Here is a 17,518-nt window from a genome sequence, read left to right on the forward strand (position 1 = left end):
CCGCGGCCTGGGAGGCGTTCCGCGCCGGGCCCGACCCGGCGGGCGTCGCGGGCCTGCGGCAGGCGTTCCAGGCCGCGGCCGATGCCTGGTCCGGCATCGAGGCGGTGTGCGCCGGCCCGATCGCGGTTGAGAACCGCTTCGAGCGCGTGGCCCATTGGCCGGAGCGCCGCAACGCGGTGAGCCGCGCCGTCGCGGGGCTGCTCGAGGAGACGGGCGACCTCACGCCCGAGCGGCTGCGCCGCGCCAGCGTCGCCGGCCAGGGCCTGACGGCCCTCGAGCGGCTGCTCTACGGCGAGGCCGAGGGCGGGGCCGCCAGGGCCGCCGACGAGCTCGCGGCACCGGCCGGCGGGCGCCGCCGGGCGCTCGGTGCGGCGATCGCCGGGAACCTGCGCGAGATCGGCGCCGAGACCCTGAGCGGCTGGACGGGGAACGAGGGCGAGGCGGCGGCCTACGAGCGGGCGAGCCCGGAGGCCGCGCGCGAGATCCTGACGCGGCTGGCCACCGACCAGCTCGCGCAGATCGAGGCGGTCGAGGACGCCAAGCTCGCCACCGTTCTCGGCAAGGGGCCGGACGGTGCCCGGCCTCTCCTGGCGGAGGGCTGGCGCGCGGGGCGCTCGCTCCGCGCCATCGCGCTCAACCTCGCCGCCGCCGAGGCTTTTACCCGCGCGGCCCTTTCCCACGAGCCCGAGCGCCTCCGCGCAGTCGAGGCGGGCGCCGCCACGGCGCGCTCGGTGGCCGACGGCCTCGCCGCCGGCAGCGCCGAGCTCGGCGCGCTCGCCGCGGACCCCAAGGGCCGCGGGCGCCTCGTTCTCCTGCGCGATGCCGTCGCCTCGGCCCGCGCGGTCTGCGGGCCGGCCTATGCTGAGGCTCTCGGGATCACGATCGGCTTCAACAGCCGGGACGGGGATTGAGCATGCTCGACCGCCGCTCGTTCCTGGCGAGCCTCGGGGCTGCGCTCGCCGCCGGGCTCGACCCGCGCGCGGCCCGGGCCGGCGCCGCGCCGCCCGTCTTCGTCTCGGCGGCGATGGAATCCGGCGACGGCGAGGGCGCCGCGATCGCGGCCTTCGACCTCGACGGCGGGCTCCTGTTCCGGACGCGCCTGCCCGCCCGCGGCCACGACGTGACGGCGCGGCCGGGCTCGCCGGAGATCGTGGTCTTCGCCCGCCGCCCCGGCAATTGGGCGGCGGTGGTCGACCGCGGCACGGGCACGGTCGGCCGCGTGATCACGACGCCGCCCGAGCGCCACTTCTTCGGCCACGGCACCTTCTCGCCCGACGGCCGCCTGCTCTACGCCACGGAGAACCGGGTCCGCACCGGCGAGGGCGCGCTCGGCCTCTACGACGCCACCGCCGGCTACCGCCGCGTCGGCGAGCTGCCGACCCACGGGATCGGGCCGCACGACCTCGCGCTCATGGCCGGCGGCCTGCTCCTCGTCGCCAACGGGGGCACGCGCACCCATCCCGAGACGGGGCGCGAGATCCTCAACCCGGACGGGATGCGCCCGAGCCTCGCCCTGATCGATCCCTCGACCGGCGAGGCCCGCAACCGCGTCGATCTCGGCCCGGCGCTGCGGCCGCTCAGCATCCGCCACCTCGCGGTGGCGGGCGACGGCGAGGCCGTGTTCGCCTGCCAGTGGGAGGGAGACCGGGCCGAGGGCTCACCCCTCGTCGGCCTCCTCGACCGGAGCGGCGCGACGCGCTTCCTCGACATGCCGGAGGAAGACCTCGCTTCCCTCGACAACTACGTCGGCTCCGTCGCCTTGAGCGCCTCGGAGGGCATCATCGCCGCGACCTCGCCCCGGGGCGGCACCGCGGCCTTCTGGGAGCGGGCCAGCGGGCGCTATCTCGGACGGCGGCCCCTGCGGGACGTCTGCGGCATCGCGCCGGTGCGGGATGGGCCGGGCGCTCGGGAAGCCTTCCTCGTATCCTCGGGCCACGAGGGGGCTCGCGTGATGGCGATCGACGCACCGGAGGCGCGGAGGCTGGCCGGAGCGCTCCCGGCCATGGCTTGGGACAACCACTTGCGGCGGCTTTAGCAAGCCAGCAAGCTACCCAAGATTTCGGTGGCGCGATGGCGGTGGTTGCGGAGCAGCGTGCGCTGGCCGTGCCAATCGTAAAGCCGCTGCCTATCGGTATGCCGCTGGCACCGACCGATGGGCAGCGTGTCGAAAACCTGACATCCCGGCGAATTGGCACTGTGCCGAGTGTGATGCGGATCGATCGAGGCGGAAGCCCTGATCGAGCCCTTCTTGGATGCGGATCCGGGAAACGCTGGCGGTCCCGCCGCGCACCGAGTGGCGCGAACGCACGCGTATAATCCCGGTTGTACGACGGGATCGGCGAACCCGCTCACGGACCAGGAAGGCGTTCTGAGGAATGTGGCGGAGACGGAGGGAATGTCTCCACAGCGCTGTTACTGAAGTAAAAACAATGACTTAGCGGACGCGTTCAACACCCGATGTGTACCACTTCTATGGACCTATCGTCCAGGACGGTGATTGTGATTCTCCAGAGCCTTTAGCACCCAATCATGACCTGGAAATTTCCCAGATCCTGGTTCGGCCCGTCTTGCATCTCCTCATCATGGACAGCGAGGCCACCTCGATTTTCACCTAAAGCTCAGCCCCCTTACGAGGGAGCCGGAACGTCCTCTTCTGGGCGTCGCGCCCAGTTCTGCTCACGACCCTTCTCGGATCTTCAAAAGGTCCGCTTGCCGGCAATCTGAGCAGCTTTGAATGCCCGAGGTTGGCCGAAAGCGGCTAGTCGGCTTGGGGAAGGAGCATCAGAAAAACGGACGTCCTCCTAACCAGCCGACTGGGTCATTCGCACTTCCCGCCGCGAAACCCGAAAGCGGACATCTAGTGAGCCACCTTTGTACGAGTGCCGCTAGCCGGAGGCCATTGATCCGCTTCGCAGAAAGCGCACCGGAAACGCGGATTTTGAACATGCTTCTGCATCTCCAAAAAAGTGAGCGCCCTCGAACTGAGCTACAGGTGTCGTTACTAACTGGCCGTCCTCATGCATGCAATGCAGAACTACTAGCTAAGCTTGACGAGGTCCAAACCTGGCTACGGAGAACACCTTAGGAATCTGCCGGATATTCCGACCGCCGACTGCATGACACGCTTCCCATTGAGTTTGCGGCTTCAGGTCAGGAGAGCGCGATGAGGGCAGTCGTCTATAACGGCCCGCGCGACGTCGCGGTGCAGGACGTGCCCGACGCGCGCATCGAGAGACCGACCGACGTGCTGGTGCGGATCACGAGCACCAACATCTGCGGCTCCGACCTGCACATGTACGAGGGCCGGACCGACTTCCCGCAGGGCGGCGTGTTCGGACACGAGAACCTCGGTAAGGTGGCCGAGGTTGGCAACGCCGTCGATCGGGTGAAGGTCGGTGATTGGGTCGCCATCCCCTTCAACATCGGCTGTGGGTTTTGCAAGAACTGCGAGCGTGGCTTGAGCGCCTTCTGCCTGACGACCGCGGATCGAAGCGTTGTGCCGAATATGGCTGGCGCCGCCTACGGCTTCGCCGACATGGGACCGTATCGGGGCGGCCAGGCCGACCTGCTGCGCGTCCCATACGGTGATTACAATTGCCTGAAGTTGCCGCCGGACGCGGAGGAGCGGCAGAGCGACTATGTGATGCTGGCCGACATCTTTCCGACCGGCTGGCACGCCACCGAGCTTGCAGGACTGCGACCCGGCGAGTCGATCGTCATCTACGGAGCCGGCCCGGTCGGCCTCATGGCTGCCCATGCGGCGATGATCAAAGGCGCCTGCATGGTCATGATCGTCGATCGCCATCCCGACCGCCTGCGCCTTGCGGGCTCGATCGGAGCCTTGCCCATCGACGATTCCAAAGGCTCCGCGGTGGACCAGGTGCTTGAGTTGACGAACGGCATCGGGGCCGACCGTGGCTGCGAGTGCGTCGGCTACCAGGCGCATGATCCGCAAGGTCACGAGCACCCCAACATGACCATGAATGACTTGGTCAAATCGGTGAAATTCACTGGCGGCATCGGCGTGGTCGGCGTCTTCACTCCCCAGGATCCGGCTCCGCAGGACCCGCTCTACAAGCAGGGCGAGATCGTGTTCGACCATGGCCTCTTCTGGTTCAAGGGCCAGACGATCGGCGTCGGCCAATGCAACGTGAAAGCCTATAACCGGCAGCTACGCGACCTCATGTCGACGGGCCGCGCGAAGCCGTCCTTCATCGTTTCGCATGAGCTTCCGCTGGGAGAGGCGCCGAAGGCCTATCAGCACTTCGACGCGCGCGACGAAGGCTGGACCAAGGTGATCCTCAAGCCCGCCGCATGATGTGCCAAGCCGGGCGGGCATCCGCACGCCCGGCCCATCCGCCATCCCGACGAACGGGCCCGAGCGTGAGGACGCCATGCCGATCTACGACTACGCGTGTGAAGCGTGCGGGCCGTTCGCGGCGATGCGGCCGATGGCGCAGTTCCGGGATCCTTGCGCTTGCCCGGAATGCGGCAGCGGGGCGTCGCGGATATTCCTCAGCGCTCCGGCCATCGCCGGAATGGACCCGACCCGGCGTAGCGTCCTCGCCTCGCACGAGCGTGACGCGAGCAGCCGAGGCCCCGCGAAGGCGGCCCATCCCGCCGGCTGCGGCTGTTGCATGCGCCGGTCGCCGATGCCGGGCGCACTGTCTTCGACCGGCCGTGTTTTCTCGTCGAGCGGCCCGCTGCCTCGGAGCGGGCCGTAAGCCGTCCAATGCGCTGAGGAAGCCCCGACTTTGGTCGTCGCCTTCGCTTTGGCGAGCGGCCAACGCTGGGCTGGAACGACAAGTCCTCACCCTCGAAGGAGGCCCGCCATGGTGACCAAGGCGCTGTTCGTACGACTGGAAGCAAAGCCCCGAAGAGAGGCCGATGTGGAAAGCTTTCTGCGTGGCGGTCTCTCGATGGTCGAGCAAGAGCCAGCGACGACAGCCTGGTTCGCCGTTCGGATCGGACCGTCGACCTTTGGAATCTTTGACGCCTTTCCCGACGAGGCGGGCCGCCAAGCTCATCTTTCCGGCGGCGTCGCGCAGGCGCTGAAAGAGCAGGCGTCCGAGTTGTTCTCCGAGGCGCCTTCGATCGAGGAAATCGACGTGCTCGCCTCGAAGCTTCCCAAGTAGCGGGGGTCGGTGCGCCATGGATCACAGGCGGAGGCCGAGAATGCTCTCATGCTTGCCGAAGGGACCGCGATCTGAGCGTTCAGCCGCTCAGCTCCGGCGTCAACTCGAACGGCCGCGTCTTCTCCTCGAGCGGGCCGCTGCGTCCGAGTGGGCGGTTAGCGCCGTCCCGAACTCAATCCTTGTCGAACGGAGATGCAACCATGGCTTCTGACGCTCTCAACGGCCTGAAGGTGGCGATCCTTGTGACGGACGGCTTCGAGCAGGTCGAGATGACCGAGCCGCGCAAGGCGCTCGACGAGGCCGGCGCCGAGACCCAGCTCGTCTCGCCCAAGGACGGTCAGGTGAAGGCCTGGAACTTTACGGAGTGGGGCGACACCTTCCCGGTAGACATGCCCCTCAGGGCGGCCCGGCCCGATGACTACGACGCGCTGCTGCTGCCGGGCGGCGTCATCAACCCGGACCAGCTCCGGGCGCTGCCCGAGGCGGTCGCGTTCGCGAAAGCCTTCTTCGACACCGGCAAGCCCGTGGCATCGATCTGCCACGGACCCTGGACCATCATCGAGGCGGGCGCCGCACGCGGACGGCGCCTGACCTCCTGGCCGTCGCTGAAGACCGACCTCGAGAACGCCGGGGCGGAGTGGGTGGATCAGGAGGTCGTCGTCGATCAGGGCCTGGTCACGAGCCGCAAGCCCGACGACATCCCGGCCTTCAACCCGGCCGTGATCGAGCTGTTCGCGAGTGCATGCGGGTCGTCGCGGCGGGCAGCCGCGCGATGAGACCGACAGCCGCGGTCGGCCCTGCACAGCACACATCTTCTTCCTCGGGACCGGAGCGCATGGAGCGGCGCCTGTTCGGTCCGGTGCCGCGTGAGATTGCGGTGATCGGCCAGGGAACCTGGTACATCGACGACGTGCACCGACCCACCGCTGTCGCCGCCCTGCAGCGGGGCCTCGACCTCGGCATGACCCACATCGACACGGCCGAGATGTACGGCGACGCCGAGACCGTGGTCGGCGAGGCTATCGCCGGGCGGCGCGACGAGATCTTCCTCGTCTCCAAGGTCATGCCCAGCAACGCTTCGCGTGCCGGGACCGTGGCGGCCTGCGAGCGCTCGCTCGCGCGCCTTCGCACCGACAGGCTGGACTGCTACCTCCTGCACTGGCCCGGTCCGCACCCACTGGAGGACACCTTCGCGGGCTTCGAGCGGCTCCGCGAGCAGGGCAAGATCCTGTCCTGGGGGGTAAGCAACTTCGACGTACCCGACCTCGATGCCGCCTGGAAAGCCGGTGGCGAGGGCCGGATCGCCTGCAACCAAGTGCTCTACCACCTGGAGGAGCGTGCAATTGAGCATGCCGTGGTGCCCTGGTGCGAGGAGCACGGCGTAGCCCCCGTCGCCTACAGCCCGTTCGGCCATGGCAGCTTTCCCGGCCCGCACACACCGGGCGGCCGCGTGCTGGAAGAGATCGCGTCAAGCCACGGCGCGACCGCGCGCCAAGTGGCGCTCCGCTTCCTAGTGCGGCGGCCGTCCATGTTCACGATCCCCAAAGCGTCCAGCCCTGAGCACGCCGCCGACAACGCTGGCGCCGGCGCGCTGCGGCTGACAGAAGCCGAAGTCGCCCGGATCGCCGTGGCATTCCCGCTCGGCTCCCGACCGCGCCGGCTTCCCATGCTGTAGGGCCTTTGAAAATCCGGCACAGCAGGAAGGAGCGGATCACGATGCGTGCTTCAGAGCAGGACTTTGGCGCGGTCGTAATGCTGACCGTGTTCCTGACGGTGCTCTATGCCCGCGTCGGAACGGGCATCCTCAGCCCCAAGCGCCGCAGCTGACATGGCGGCTGTTCCGCGTTTATACCCGGACGCTATTAGACGATGGTGTTGTCGTTCTGCGGGCCGGCCATCCTCGACTGCTGGTCTTGACCTGGTCGATGCTCCTCGCGTCCGGGCCAGCAGCGGTGAGAGGCTCACGGACCTTGTTACCGCCGTCTACCTCGGCGGCAGAATCCTCTCCATCGTCGGCGCGAGCGATTTTGCGCCGCACATGGCGCCATCAAAAGGCAGCACTCCAAGCGTCGCCCGAGGCGGCCCACCGCAGACGATTGTCGTTCAATGCCAATGCGGGTGTGCTGCCAGGGCTGTTTCTAAGCCGGGTGCAAGCGAGATCTTCTCCGACCCACGCGGTGCAAACGCTCCTTCGGCCTTCTTGAGCTTTCAAAAATTAACACCTGGCAAAACTTGCCCGCTTGCCAAGGATGGTAGCTGCAGATTTCGTTTGAACCGCCTGCGCGCATACCGAGCGATCCACTGTTGCGTAAGTCCCGCGCTCCTGAGTCTCTAGTCGTCACGGCAACGTTCGATGTCCTGCGAGAAAGAAAGCGTCGAGAGGAAGTTCCGTGGACCAACCGAAACCCAGAGAACTGGTCAGGATTGCTCGATCAGGCGCAGGACGGCCGGGCTACGTCACGGTCTCGGGTGCCAGGGAGCACAACTTGCGCGACGTCGACGTGGAGCTGCCGCGCGACGCCCTCGTGGTGTTCACAGGTGTCTCCGGCTCTGGCAAGTCGTCGCTCGCCTTCGGCACGCTCTATGCCGAAGCCCAGCGGCGATACTTCGAGTCGGTCGCACCCTACGCGCGGAGGATGATCGACCAAGTCGGCGTGCCAGACGTCGACGCCATCGAGGGGCTCCCCCCGGCCGTCGCCCTCCAGCAGCAGCGCGGCTCGCCGAGCGCTCGCTCCTCGGTCGGCAGCGTCACCACCCTGTCCAGCCTCGTGCGGATGATGTACTCGCGCGCCGGCACCTACCCGCCGGGCCAGCCGATGCTATACGCGGAGGACTTCTCGCCCAACACGCCTCAGGGCGCCTGCCCGTCCTGCGGCGGACTCGGGCGGGTCTACCATGCGACGGAAGCGTCCATGGTGCCCGACCCTTCGCTGACGATCCGCGAGCGTGCCGTCGCGGCCTGGCCGCAGGCCTGGGGCGGGCAGAATTTGCGGGACATCCTGGTGAGCCGGGGGGTCGATGTCGACACGCCCTGGAAGGACCTGCCGAGGGCGCTTCGGGACTGGATTCTGTTCACGGACGACCAACCGCAAGAGCCGGTCTACGCCGGGCTCTCCCCGGAGCAGACGCGGCTCGCCCGAAAGCGTCGGATGGAGCCGAGCTATAGGGGCACGTTCACGGGCGCCCGCCGCTACGTGCTCGGGACCTTCACCAAGTCGCAGAGCGCTCTCATGCGCCGACGGGCGGCGCGCTACCTCGTTGGCGAGGACTGCCCCGCCTGCCACGGCAAGCGCCTGAAGCCCCAGGCGCTCTCGGTCACCTTCGCCGGCCTCGATATCGGTGACTTGTCGCGCATGCCGCTCTCCGACCTCGCCGAGACCATGCGGCCGGCCGCCGAGGACAGGCTGCCCGATGACGACACCGCCGGCAACGCCGACCCCGGGACGCTCGATCGCGAGGCGGGCCGGCGGGATCGGGCTCGGCGTGCCGCCTCCGGAGAGTCGGCCCACGCCGGTGCGCCGGACGTGCGCGCAACGCCGAACCTCTCCATCGAGAAGCGCCTCGCCGCCCAGCGTCTCGCCGCTGATCTCGTCGACCGGATTGGAACGCTCATGGAGCTGGGCCTCGGCTACCTGTCGCTAGACCGGGTGACCACGACCCTGTCGTCGGGCGAGTTGCAGCGCCTGCGCCTTGCCACCCAGCTCCGCTCGCAGCTCTTCGGCGTGGCCTACGTGCTTGATGAGCCCACGGCGGGGCTGCACCCCGCCGACGGGGATGCCATGCACGACGCGCTCGCCGGGCTACTCGCCGCGGGCAATTCGCTGTTCGTCGTCGAGCACGACATCGGCACGATGCGCCGCGCCGACTGGCTGGTCGATGTCGGCCCGGCGGCGGGCGAGCATGGGGGAACCGTGCTCTACAGCGGCCCGCCGGAGGGCCTGCGTGCGGTTGAGGCGTCGCGCACGCGCCTCCATCTGTTCGGGTTGGCCGCACCGCCCCAGCGCCCGGGGCGCGAGGCCTCTGAATGGCTGCACCTGGAAGGGATCGTTCGCAATAACCTGCGCGGCGTCTCGGCCTCGTTCCCGCTGGCCTGCCTAACCGCTGTCACGGGCATCTCTGGCTCCGGCAAGTCGAGTCTCGTCAGCCAGGCCCTCTTGGAACTCGTCGGCGATCGCCTCGGACGGCCCGTCGGCACCGACGACGAACCGGAAGATCCGCTTGACGATGCGCCGGGCCCGACAGAGGGACGCATCGTTGGCGGCATGAGGGGTATCCGGCGTCTGGTGAAGGTCGATCAGAAGCCGATCGGACGTACACCCCGCTCGAACCTCGCGACCTATACCGGCCTGTTCAACGCCGTCCGCAAACTGTTCGCCGCCACGCCCGAGGCACGCCGACGCCGCTACGACGCAGGCCGCTTCTCCTTCAACGTCGCGAATGGCCGCTGCCCGGCCTGGAGGGCGAGGGTTTCGTCAGCGTCGAACTCCTGTTCATGCCGAGCGTCTACGCCCCTTGCCCAACCTGCCACGGCTCCCGCTACGCGCCGGAGACGCTGGAGGTCACCTGGAATGGGCTGACCATCGCGGATGTGCTCGGGCTGACGGTCGAGCGCGCCTGCACGGCCTTCGCGGACCAGCCCTTGGTGCTGCGGCCGCTCATCGTGCTGCGGGATCTCGGCCTCGGCTACCTTCGCCTGGGCCAGCCGGCGACCGAACTCTCCGGCGGAGAGGCTCAGCGCATCAAGCTCGCGACCGAGTTGCAGAGAGGGCAGCGCGGGGGCACGCTCTACGTCCTCGACGAGCCAACGACCGGATTGCACCCGACCGACGTCGATCGCCTCATGCTCCAGCTCAACAGCTTAGTCGATGCGGGCAACACGGTCGTCATGGTCGAACACGACATGCGCGTTGTCGCGGGAGCCGATCACGTCATCGATGTGGGGCCCGGGGCCAGAAAAATAGGTGGAACTGTCGTGGCGGCTGGCCGTCCCGGGGTAGTGGCCGAGGCACGTGCGAGCCGTACGGCACCCTATCTGTGGGAACAGCTTTATGCCTACGAAAGCAAGGGCTCGTTACCCCAACATCCGACGTAACCTTCAGCGGACCATGGAGCTGTTGCCGGCGAAGGGCAGGCCGAGGTGAGAAACCGTCGTTGAACAGTCGCCCGAAAGCCGACGTTCGACTTTGCACCTGCGGTGGCCATTCAGCCTTATCTGACGAATGCTTCAAAGCAGATAAGGTCGGAACGATCCTAGGTAGGTTTCCGTTGGTTGCGACCTGCGCTGCTCGTAGACTCCATCCCTGCTGCAAGAGCGATTTGGAGCAATTCCATTAGGTTTCCCGCGTTCAGGCGGCTCATGACCTGGGCGCGATGCAATTCCACCGTCCGGGAACTAATACCGAGCTTCTGCCCGATTGTCTTGTTAGTACCGCCGTCAACGAGACCAACAAGAACTTGGCGTTCTCGGGGTGTCAATCGTCCCAACCGGGCCGCAGCACTCTCATCTATGGTCGTTGGCCGGACGCCACTATGACACTCCCGAATCGCGGTGAGCAACGCGGACCGCAGCGCATCATCGTCGCTCAAACTCAGGTAGTCGACCGCGCCAGCCTTCATGGCATGAACTGCCGAGGCAACATCGGCCGTCGGTGAACCGAGCACGATGGTCGGCATCGCGATCGAACGTGCTTTGAGCTCGCGCGGGATCAAGAGACTCTGGTTCTTTGGCTGACGGAGATCAGCCAATACGCAACCCGGTGCGAGGACCGGGGCCATGTCGAGGAAGGTGGACGCGCTGTCGAAGGTTCGTACCCGACATTCCAGGCTCCGAACTATGTTTGCGAGCCGTCGCGCTTCGCTCAAATTCGAGCTGACGATGTAGATTTGATGCTCGTCCTCCTGGGAGAGATCAGTGGCGATACCACCAATGCGTTTGATCGCTCCGTTCTCGCCCCCGATCGGGAAGCAGGTATCGCGCAGCCAGCGAATTGTGCCGTCACCAGGACGGATGATCCGGTACTCGAATTCGACTGCCTCGCCAGCCTTGACGAGGGCAAGCGACCGTTCGACCTGCTGCCGATCGTCGGGGTGAACATCTTTGATCCAATCACCGAGCGCGGTAGGTCCTTCCTGACACGGCATGCCCCAGATCCGCTCGAAAGCTGCACTCCGGTAGATGATCTGCTCGGCTTCCACGTCGCCGATCCAGATAAGGCTTCGGCTGTGCTCGGCGAAACTGCGGAACTGCGCTTCGCTTGCCCGGATAGCCATTTCGGCATGGCGTTGTGATGTGACGTCAATCACGGCGCCAATAAAGCCTTCGGCGTGACCGTCTGCGAAGGTCGTCCGACCGGAGGTCGCGATATGGCGTGTCTCCCCGTCGACGTGCCCGATCACCCTATATTCAATGTTGTAAGCACCGTTTCCGGCTGGATCGATACATACAGCGATTGCGTCACGAACGCGTGTGAGGTCGTCTGGATGAACTCCTGCCTCGAAGACGGCGATGTCGACCGGTTCGTCAGCGGGTAAGCCCCACATCGCGCGGATGCGCTCGTCCCATGTGAGCGCCCCGGTAGTCGGGTCCCACGAGTAGATGCCCAGACACACGAGATCGGTCGCGGCCCTGAGCCGAGCCTCACTCCTTTTAAGCTTCTCCTCCATAGCGTGGCGTTCGCTCGTATTACGAGAAACGCCGACGACAAATTTAATCGAGCCATCGGCTGCGCGGAGGGGGCCCCAGAGGAAGTCATAGTAGGCGCCGCAACCGCTTGGGCTTCGGTAGTAGAATTCGCCCTCAGTCGTTACGCCCTCGTTCAGGACGCGGTCGATGTGGCCGTTGAGATCTTTGGCGAGGTCAGGTGGATAATTGAGGTCTGCGAGCGTTCTGCCAAGCATCGCGCTCGCGGGGAGGCCGAAAAAGCCCAGCATGGCTTCGTTCGCGTAGGCGAAACGTCGTTCACGATCGAAGGCGTAGACGAAATCAGGAATCGACGAGAGCGTCGCTTCAAGGAAGCGTAGCTGGCTTGCCGATTCTATCGATGCCGCCCCGCTTCGTTTCGCGGCTTCCTCGAGATCGCCCACATCTTGGACGATGACGATGACATTGCCTGCCATGGCAGTCTTCGGATGAAGGGGAGCGGCGCTGACGCGCTTCCATCGTTCACGTCCATCATGGTCGATATGAACTAGATCGATGCCCGGCCTAACCGTCTCGCCGCGCAGGGCTCGATTGCCTGGGTAGCGATCAGGGGGAATCGGCCGATTGTGAAAGTCGTACCCCTGCCAGCGGCCTGATAGATCCGGGTTGTAAGAGGACGGCCCTGTAAGACCGACGTAATCGCGCATGAGCGCGTTTGCATGAAGAAGATCGCCACGATGGTCGTAAACACCGACGCCGAGCGGAAGTAACTCCAGAACCGCAACGAGCAGCGTTTGATCCTGCCGGGTGAGTTCCTCGCCCAGCCTTTGGCCGGACGTGTCAGCGACATCAAAGTCGCTCGATGCGCGATGATTGTCTCCCATAATTTAGGCCCTTCCGTGGGCTAACAACCCACGCCCCGGATGTATCCCTAGTGATCATCCGTATGGCTCGGCCTCAAGTCGTTCGAAAAGGTGAGACCTCAACGCTTCCGAGGAGATCCCTATGAGAGCATTGGTTTGGCACGGCACTCAGGATATCCGCTGCGACACGGTTCCCGATCCCAAGATCGAGGATGATCGCGACGCCATCATCAAGGTCACGGCCTGCGCGATCTGCGGCTCGGACCTGCACCTCTACGACCACTTCATGCCTGGCATGGAGAAGGGCGACGTCATGGGCCACGAGTTCATGGGCGAGGTCGTCGAGATGGGCAAGGGCGTCAATGGTGCACTCCGGAAGGGTGAACGTGTCGTCATCCCCTTCACGATCATCTGCGGCGAGTGCGACCAGTGCAAGCGCGGCTACTTCTCGGTCTGCGAACGATCGAACCGTAACAAGCACATCGCGGCCAAGGCCTTCGGCCACACCACCGCGGGATTGTTCGGCTATACCCACCTCACCGGCGGCTATCAGGGCGGGCAAGCCGAGTACGTCCGCGTACCCTTTGCTGACAAGACACACATCAAGGTGCCGGAGGGGCTCACCGACGAGCAGGTGCTGTTCCTCGGTGACATCTTCCCGACCGGATGGCAGGCGGCCGTGCAGGCCGATATCCAGCCGACCGACACGGTGGCAATCTGGGGCGCCGGTCCGGTCGGACAAATGACGCTGCGCTCCGCGCTCCTGCTTGGGGCTAAGCAGGTGGTCTGCATCGACAGCGTTCCTGAGCGCTTGGACATGGCGCGGGCAGGCGGTGCAATCACCATTGACAATAGCCAGGAGAGCGTCGTTGAGCGCCTGAACGAACTCACGGGCGGCAAGGGTCCGGAGAAGTGCATCGATGCCGTCGGCATGGAGGCGCATTCGCCCCGGGCGCTGGAGCACGCTTACGATCGCCTCAAACAGGCGGTGATGCTGGAGAGCGACCGAGCCCCGGTGCTGCGCGAGATGATCTATGTGTGCCGTCCGGCCGGCGTCATCTCGATCCCCGGCGTCTATGGCGGGCTTGTGGACAAGATCCCCATGGGCGCCCTGATGAACAAGGGTCTGACCATCCGCACGGGTCAGACCCACGTGAACCGTTGGACGGACGATCTCGTCAAGCGCATCGACGACGGGCAGATCGATCCCTCCTTCGTGATCACCCACCGGGCGGGGCTCGAAGAGGGTCCGGAGATGTACAAGACCTTCCGCGACAAGAAGGACAACTGCATCAAGGTCGTACTGAGACCTTAAGCGCCTCCACGGTCCGCCGCGCTGCGGCGGGCCTGCCCACTTCGTCTCATTGCGACAGCGAGGACGTCAGCATGTCTGAGGCTATGTCTCGACGCGACAGGAGCCGCGCTCCTGACCCTTCGGCGTTGCGGAGCTCTCTCACCTCAGATCCGCGTCGTAGGCCGGATCCTGCAACCCGAGGGCTTGCCCACGGCCTAGGCTGGTTCTCGATCGGCCTTGGGGTGACCGAAATAGCCTACGGCGGCGCCATTGCTCGCTGGCTCGGAATGCCGCGCACAACCCCGGTCATCCGAGCCTACGGTGTGCGCGAGATCCTGCAGGGTGTGGGGATCTTAGGTGCGCGCGATCCAACCCCCTGGATCTCGGCACGGGTGGCAGGAGACGCGCTCGACATCGCCACGGTGCTGCCCGGGCTTGAGGGCCACAACCCGCGTAAAGACAACGTCCTGATCGCGCTCGTGGCTTTAGCCGGCGTGACGGCCCTCGACGTGATCTGTGCGCAGAACTTGTTGGGAGCACCGCTCAGCCCTTCCCAGAAGGTCCGACGTGACTACCGCCGCCGCAGTGGCTTCCGCCAGCGTGCCGAGGCGATGCGGGGCGCCGCGCGCGACTTCAGACCGCCATCCGACGTCATCGGCCCGGAGGCGATGCGTCCCTGGACGCTCGCCAACGCCTGAAGGCTGGAAGGATGGCTAGCGCGATGCTGCCTGTTCTCGAACGAGCGTCGGGCGCGCTCATCATGGTTCTCGTCCTCGCCGACGTCTTCCTGACCGTCCTCTACGCGCGCATCGGCACAGGTCTATTCGCGGACCGGGCCGCGCACCTCGTCTGGGCAATCTTCCGCCGTGCCGCGGACGCATCCGGACGGAAGCGCGGTGCCGTGCTCTCCTTTTGCGGGCCAGTCATCCTCATTGTCTACGTGTTGTTCTGGTCCCTGGGACTTACACTAGGCGCCGGCCTGATCATCCATCCCGCCCTCGGTGCGGCCGTCCGGGCGGGCAGCGGCGAGACGCCGACCGATTTCATCACAGCGCTCTACGCAGGCGGTAGCAGCATGGCGATCGTTGGGGCCAGCGACTTCAAGCCGGCCACGGATGGCTACCGCTTAATCTATCTAGCAAACTCGCTTGTGGGAATGTCGGTGACGTCGCTGGTCCTGACCTACGTGATGCAGGTCTACACCGCGCTTCGGCAGCGCAATGCCCTCGGACTGAAGCTGCGTCTTTTGGCGGGGGAAACCTCGGACGCGGCCGAACTTCTGGCCCGCCTCGCGCCGGAAGGGCAGTTCAGTACGGGCTACACCCACTTGGCCGATATCGCCGGGACCATGGCCGAGATGAAGGAAGCGCATCACTTCTATCCCGTGCTGTTCTACTTTCGCTTTCAGGAGCCCTTCTATTCGGTCTCGGCACAAACATTCATTGCCCTCGACACGGTGTCACTGATCCGCAGCGGGATTGCAGACCATCAGGCAGCATGGCTGAAGGACGCCGCCGCCGTAGATGCAATTTGGCGCGTCGCCATGCTGCTCGTCGTCACCCTCGAAACAACGTTTCTACCCGGAGACCTGCCGGCCACGGTTGACGTAACCCGCGCCGAGAACGAGGAATGGCGCACCCGCTACTCGAAGGCCGTCAGCCGGGTCTCGGCAGCTGGCGTCGAGGCGATACCGAACGAGACGGGGGCTGAAACCTACCTCGCGTCGAGGGCTCGGTGGCAACCACATATCGCACGCTTGGCGCCTGCGATGGCCTACTGCGTCGACGAGTTCAAACCCGACGGAGATCGGAACCGATGATCCGCCTCGGCCATGGGGAGTCGGTAAGTCATCCTCCTGAAGATCATCGAGGACCATCGCTAGGCAGCAACCCCGAGGTCAGCAAAGATTGCCCTCCACACGATGCCCGATGGGACCATAGCCCCTCCGGACGCGGACAGGCGGATGGTCACTTGTCCCGGTCCTGGATCTTTGCCTGAGGCGCTACAGCCAAGCGGACGGTCACAGCTTCCGCAAAAGGCGCCAAGCCGAAAAGCCGCGATTGCCGAGTGCACATCTGCTTCTATGGTATCTCAACCCGGGCGCGGACCGGCAAAGATCCACTCAACGATACTCATCTAAATTCAGCGCGAGTGGAGTGGCAGGTGCTCTTAAAAACGCGGGTGGGTCAGCTCGGCCTATCCTCTGCGATTTGCCACAGCGAAACCTGGGGGCGTCAGCTCGGCTCTGCAGTCATCTCCCAGGGACAGCCGACGGGCTAACCCACTCTGGCGTCTTGAGTGGCAAGGGCTCGGCTCGCTTCAGCAGCGCCTGAGCAACTGCTTGCTTGGCATGCGTGCTGAGCTCTTCGCCCACGGCGCACCCGAATACATTGCCCTTGAGCTCCACCCTACAACAAGGGCTCCCCCACTGCCGCTAGAAACACAAGTAGTGCGCCCGTGATATTGCCGTCTATTCGAATATAGCTCATTTCCTTGCCGCGTAGGTGCCGCTTTGCAAATCAGAATTGGGTAATCTCGTCAATCCCTTAATGTCCGCTTTGGGCGTCAAACAAGCACGCCGTGAATGGCTTGGAACGGCGCCAAGCGGTAGGTCTGCTTTTGGGCTAGGACCTAACTTCCGCTTCCTACCCTTTTCGGACGCTGGAAGTGTCCGCTTCCGGGCAATCTGATGAACGCGAAACCTATGACCGAACTGGGTGGACCTGCGACCGTCCGCTTTTGGGCGGGCAAGTAGCAAAGTAGCCGCTTCGCGGAGGGGTAGGCCCAAGAGGCACCCTTAATGGACCTCGAACATGCCAAGAACGGGCAAGCGGGACCGCATTCGACGCGGAGGTGGCAGCTCGCTCGCCCGAACCTTTTTCCGCGACAGGCTGATGAGCGCGAGCGTCATTGTGCTGGCACCGGAAAGCCCTGCACGCAGTTCAAGTTCACGCAGGGCCTCGATGAGCTGTGGCCGATAACGGCATTCGCGTGTCTCGGCTTCTTCGTCGAGCAGGACGATCAGCTCATCCAGATAAGGGCAGCCTGGATTGGAAGGCGCGAGCGGCATGGCGATTTCCCTTCATTCGCCGTGCCAAAGTATTCACGCTTTAGGGATCTCCATACTAACTATGTTGTGTTTTGATGAATTCGAGCAGATTGCCCCTCTGGTGAGAGGTTTCAAGGTTGGCGGCTGCATCGCCCCGCTTGTGTAGCCAAGCATGGAGCCACATAGACTGCCAAGCTTCCTGACAAGCCATGAGGGAGCGCTTCTCCGAGCCACCCATCCCCCCGTAGAACCGACCGCTGCTTCCGACCTTTGTTAGACCTTCGGATTGTCCGCTTCTGGGCGGCCAGCTGAAACGGACACGTGTCACTGAGGTGGATAAGTCTGTGCATGTCTGCGTCCTCGTAGTTATGGCCCCGAGTGGAGACAGCTCAGAAGCATCCTGACACAAGCTTTGCAGTGGCTGGACAGTTTGAACTAACTTCAGAAAAGCTGCCGTATGATGGTACGCTGAATACATTTCGATCTATTGATCCTTCATCATCAGATAGTCTCTCGCGGGTGCTGATGACTGGGAGA

The 17,518-nt window shown here is 65.1% G+C and carries 12 protein-coding genes and 1 pseudogene; 11 read left to right on the forward strand and 2 right to left on the reverse strand.

Translation table 11 applies throughout. The annotated features are described in order from the left end of the window. From MFF55_RS16585 to MFF55_RS16620, 8 genes and pseudogenes are all read left to right on the forward strand, one after another. Window positions 1–911: imelysin family protein (locus MFF55_RS16585; protein WP_238245213.1), on the forward strand; the 911-nt coding region annotated here is incomplete at its 5' end. 2 nt (window positions 912–913) lie between these two features. Next, the gene (locus tag MFF55_RS16590) at window positions 914–2,035 is read left to right on the forward strand and encodes a DUF1513 domain-containing protein (RefSeq protein ID WP_238245214.1); all 1,122 of its coding nucleotides are present in this window, start codon (window positions 914–916) and stop codon (window positions 2,033–2,035) included. A 1,128-nt stretch (window positions 2,036–3,163) separates the two neighbouring features. Next, the gene (locus MFF55_RS16595; RefSeq protein ID WP_238245215.1) at window positions 3,164–4,318 is read left to right on the forward strand and encodes a glutathione-independent formaldehyde dehydrogenase; all 1,155 of its coding nucleotides are present in this window, start codon (window positions 3,164–3,166) and stop codon (window positions 4,316–4,318) included. Between the two features lie 76 nt (window positions 4,319–4,394). Further along, complete coding sequence (locus tag MFF55_RS16600) at window positions 4,395–4,724, forward strand: FmdB family zinc ribbon protein (RefSeq protein ID WP_283206758.1); 330 nt, start codon at window positions 4,395–4,397, stop codon at window positions 4,722–4,724. A gap of 108 nt (window positions 4,725–4,832) precedes the next feature. Then, window positions 4,833–5,135, forward strand: a complete 303-nt coding sequence (locus tag MFF55_RS16605; protein WP_238245216.1) for a putative quinol monooxygenase — start codon at window positions 4,833–4,835, stop codon at window positions 5,133–5,135. A 200-nt stretch (window positions 5,136–5,335) separates the two neighbouring features. Next, window positions 5,336–5,911, forward strand: a complete 576-nt coding sequence (locus MFF55_RS16610; RefSeq protein WP_238245217.1) for a type 1 glutamine amidotransferase domain-containing protein — start codon at window positions 5,336–5,338, stop codon at window positions 5,909–5,911. A 59-nt stretch (window positions 5,912–5,970) separates the two neighbouring features. Further along, on the forward strand, window positions 5,971–6,810 hold the full coding sequence (locus MFF55_RS16615; RefSeq protein ID WP_238245218.1) for an aldo/keto reductase: 840 nt from the start codon (window positions 5,971–5,973) through the stop codon (window positions 6,808–6,810). A 715-nt stretch (window positions 6,811–7,525) separates the two neighbouring features. Then, window positions 7,526–10,227: pseudogene (locus tag MFF55_RS16620) on the forward strand (excinuclease ABC subunit UvrA). Window positions 10,228–10,385: 158 nt separating this feature from the next. Here MFF55_RS16620 and MFF55_RS16625 read toward each other — a convergent pair. Further along, complete coding sequence (locus MFF55_RS16625; protein WP_238245219.1) at window positions 10,386–12,659, reverse strand: PAS domain S-box protein; 2,274 nt, start codon at window positions 12,657–12,659, stop codon at window positions 10,386–10,388. A 121-nt stretch (window positions 12,660–12,780) separates the two neighbouring features. On the opposite strand from MFF55_RS16625, the gene MFF55_RS16630 reads away from it, so the two are divergent. From MFF55_RS16630 to MFF55_RS16640, 3 genes are all read left to right on the forward strand, one after another. Next, window positions 12,781–13,953, forward strand: a complete 1,173-nt coding sequence (locus MFF55_RS16630) for a zinc-dependent alcohol dehydrogenase (protein ID WP_238245220.1) — start codon at window positions 12,781–12,783, stop codon at window positions 13,951–13,953. A gap of 71 nt (window positions 13,954–14,024) precedes the next feature. Further along, window positions 14,025–14,630 (forward strand): cyclase dehydrase, encoded by a 606-nt coding sequence (locus MFF55_RS16635; RefSeq protein ID WP_238245221.1) that lies wholly within the window; start codon window positions 14,025–14,027, stop codon window positions 14,628–14,630. Window positions 14,631–14,653: 23 nt separating this feature from the next. Then, window positions 14,654–15,751: a two pore domain potassium channel family protein gene (locus tag MFF55_RS16640; RefSeq protein WP_238245222.1), complete on the forward strand. Its 1,098-nt coding sequence runs from the start codon at window positions 14,654–14,656 to the stop codon at window positions 15,749–15,751. 978 nt (window positions 15,752–16,729) lie between these two features. On the opposite strand, the gene MFF55_RS16645 is transcribed toward MFF55_RS16640, so the two are convergent. Next, the gene (locus tag MFF55_RS16645) at window positions 16,730–17,002 is read right to left on the reverse strand and encodes a hypothetical protein (protein ID WP_238245223.1); all 273 of its coding nucleotides are present in this window, start codon (window positions 17,000–17,002) and stop codon (window positions 16,730–16,732) included. Between the last annotated feature and the right edge of the window lie 516 nt (window positions 17,003–17,518).

The organism is Methylobacterium iners (assembly GCF_022179305.1).
In the GTDB taxonomy this organism is placed as follows: domain Bacteria; phylum Pseudomonadota; class Alphaproteobacteria; order Rhizobiales; family Beijerinckiaceae; genus Methylobacterium; species Methylobacterium iners.

Excerpts from the sequence above, each read along its gene's own strand:
- MFF55_RS16590 (WP_238245214.1), top strand. The coding sequence starts at position 914 with ATGCTCGACCGCCGCTCGTTCCTGGCGAGCCTCGGGGCTGCGCTCGCC.
- MFF55_RS16595 (WP_238245215.1), top strand. The coding sequence starts at position 3,164 with ATGAGGGCAGTCGTCTATAACGGCCCGCGCGACGTCGCGGTGCAGGAC.
- MFF55_RS16600 (WP_283206758.1), top strand. The coding sequence starts at position 4,395 with ATGCCGATCTACGACTACGCGTGTGAAGCGTGCGGGCCGTTCGCGGCG.
- MFF55_RS16605 (WP_238245216.1), top strand. The coding sequence starts at position 4,833 with ATGGTGACCAAGGCGCTGTTCGTACGACTGGAAGCAAAGCCCCGAAGA.
- MFF55_RS16610 (WP_238245217.1), top strand. The coding sequence starts at position 5,336 with ATGGCTTCTGACGCTCTCAACGGCCTGAAGGTGGCGATCCTTGTGACG.
- MFF55_RS16615 (WP_238245218.1), top strand. The coding sequence starts at position 5,971 with ATGGAGCGGCGCCTGTTCGGTCCGGTGCCGCGTGAGATTGCGGTGATC.
- MFF55_RS16625 (WP_238245219.1), bottom strand. The coding sequence starts at position 12,659 with ATGGGAGACAATCATCGCGCATCGAGCGACTTTGATGTCGCTGACACG.
- MFF55_RS16630 (WP_238245220.1), top strand. The coding sequence starts at position 12,781 with ATGAGAGCATTGGTTTGGCACGGCACTCAGGATATCCGCTGCGACACG.
- MFF55_RS16635 (WP_238245221.1), top strand. The coding sequence starts at position 14,025 with ATGTCTGAGGCTATGTCTCGACGCGACAGGAGCCGCGCTCCTGACCCT.
- MFF55_RS16640 (WP_238245222.1), top strand. The coding sequence starts at position 14,654 with ATGCTGCCTGTTCTCGAACGAGCGTCGGGCGCGCTCATCATGGTTCTC.
- MFF55_RS16645 (WP_238245223.1), bottom strand. The coding sequence starts at position 17,002 with ATGCCGCTCGCGCCTTCCAATCCAGGCTGCCCTTATCTGGATGAGCTG.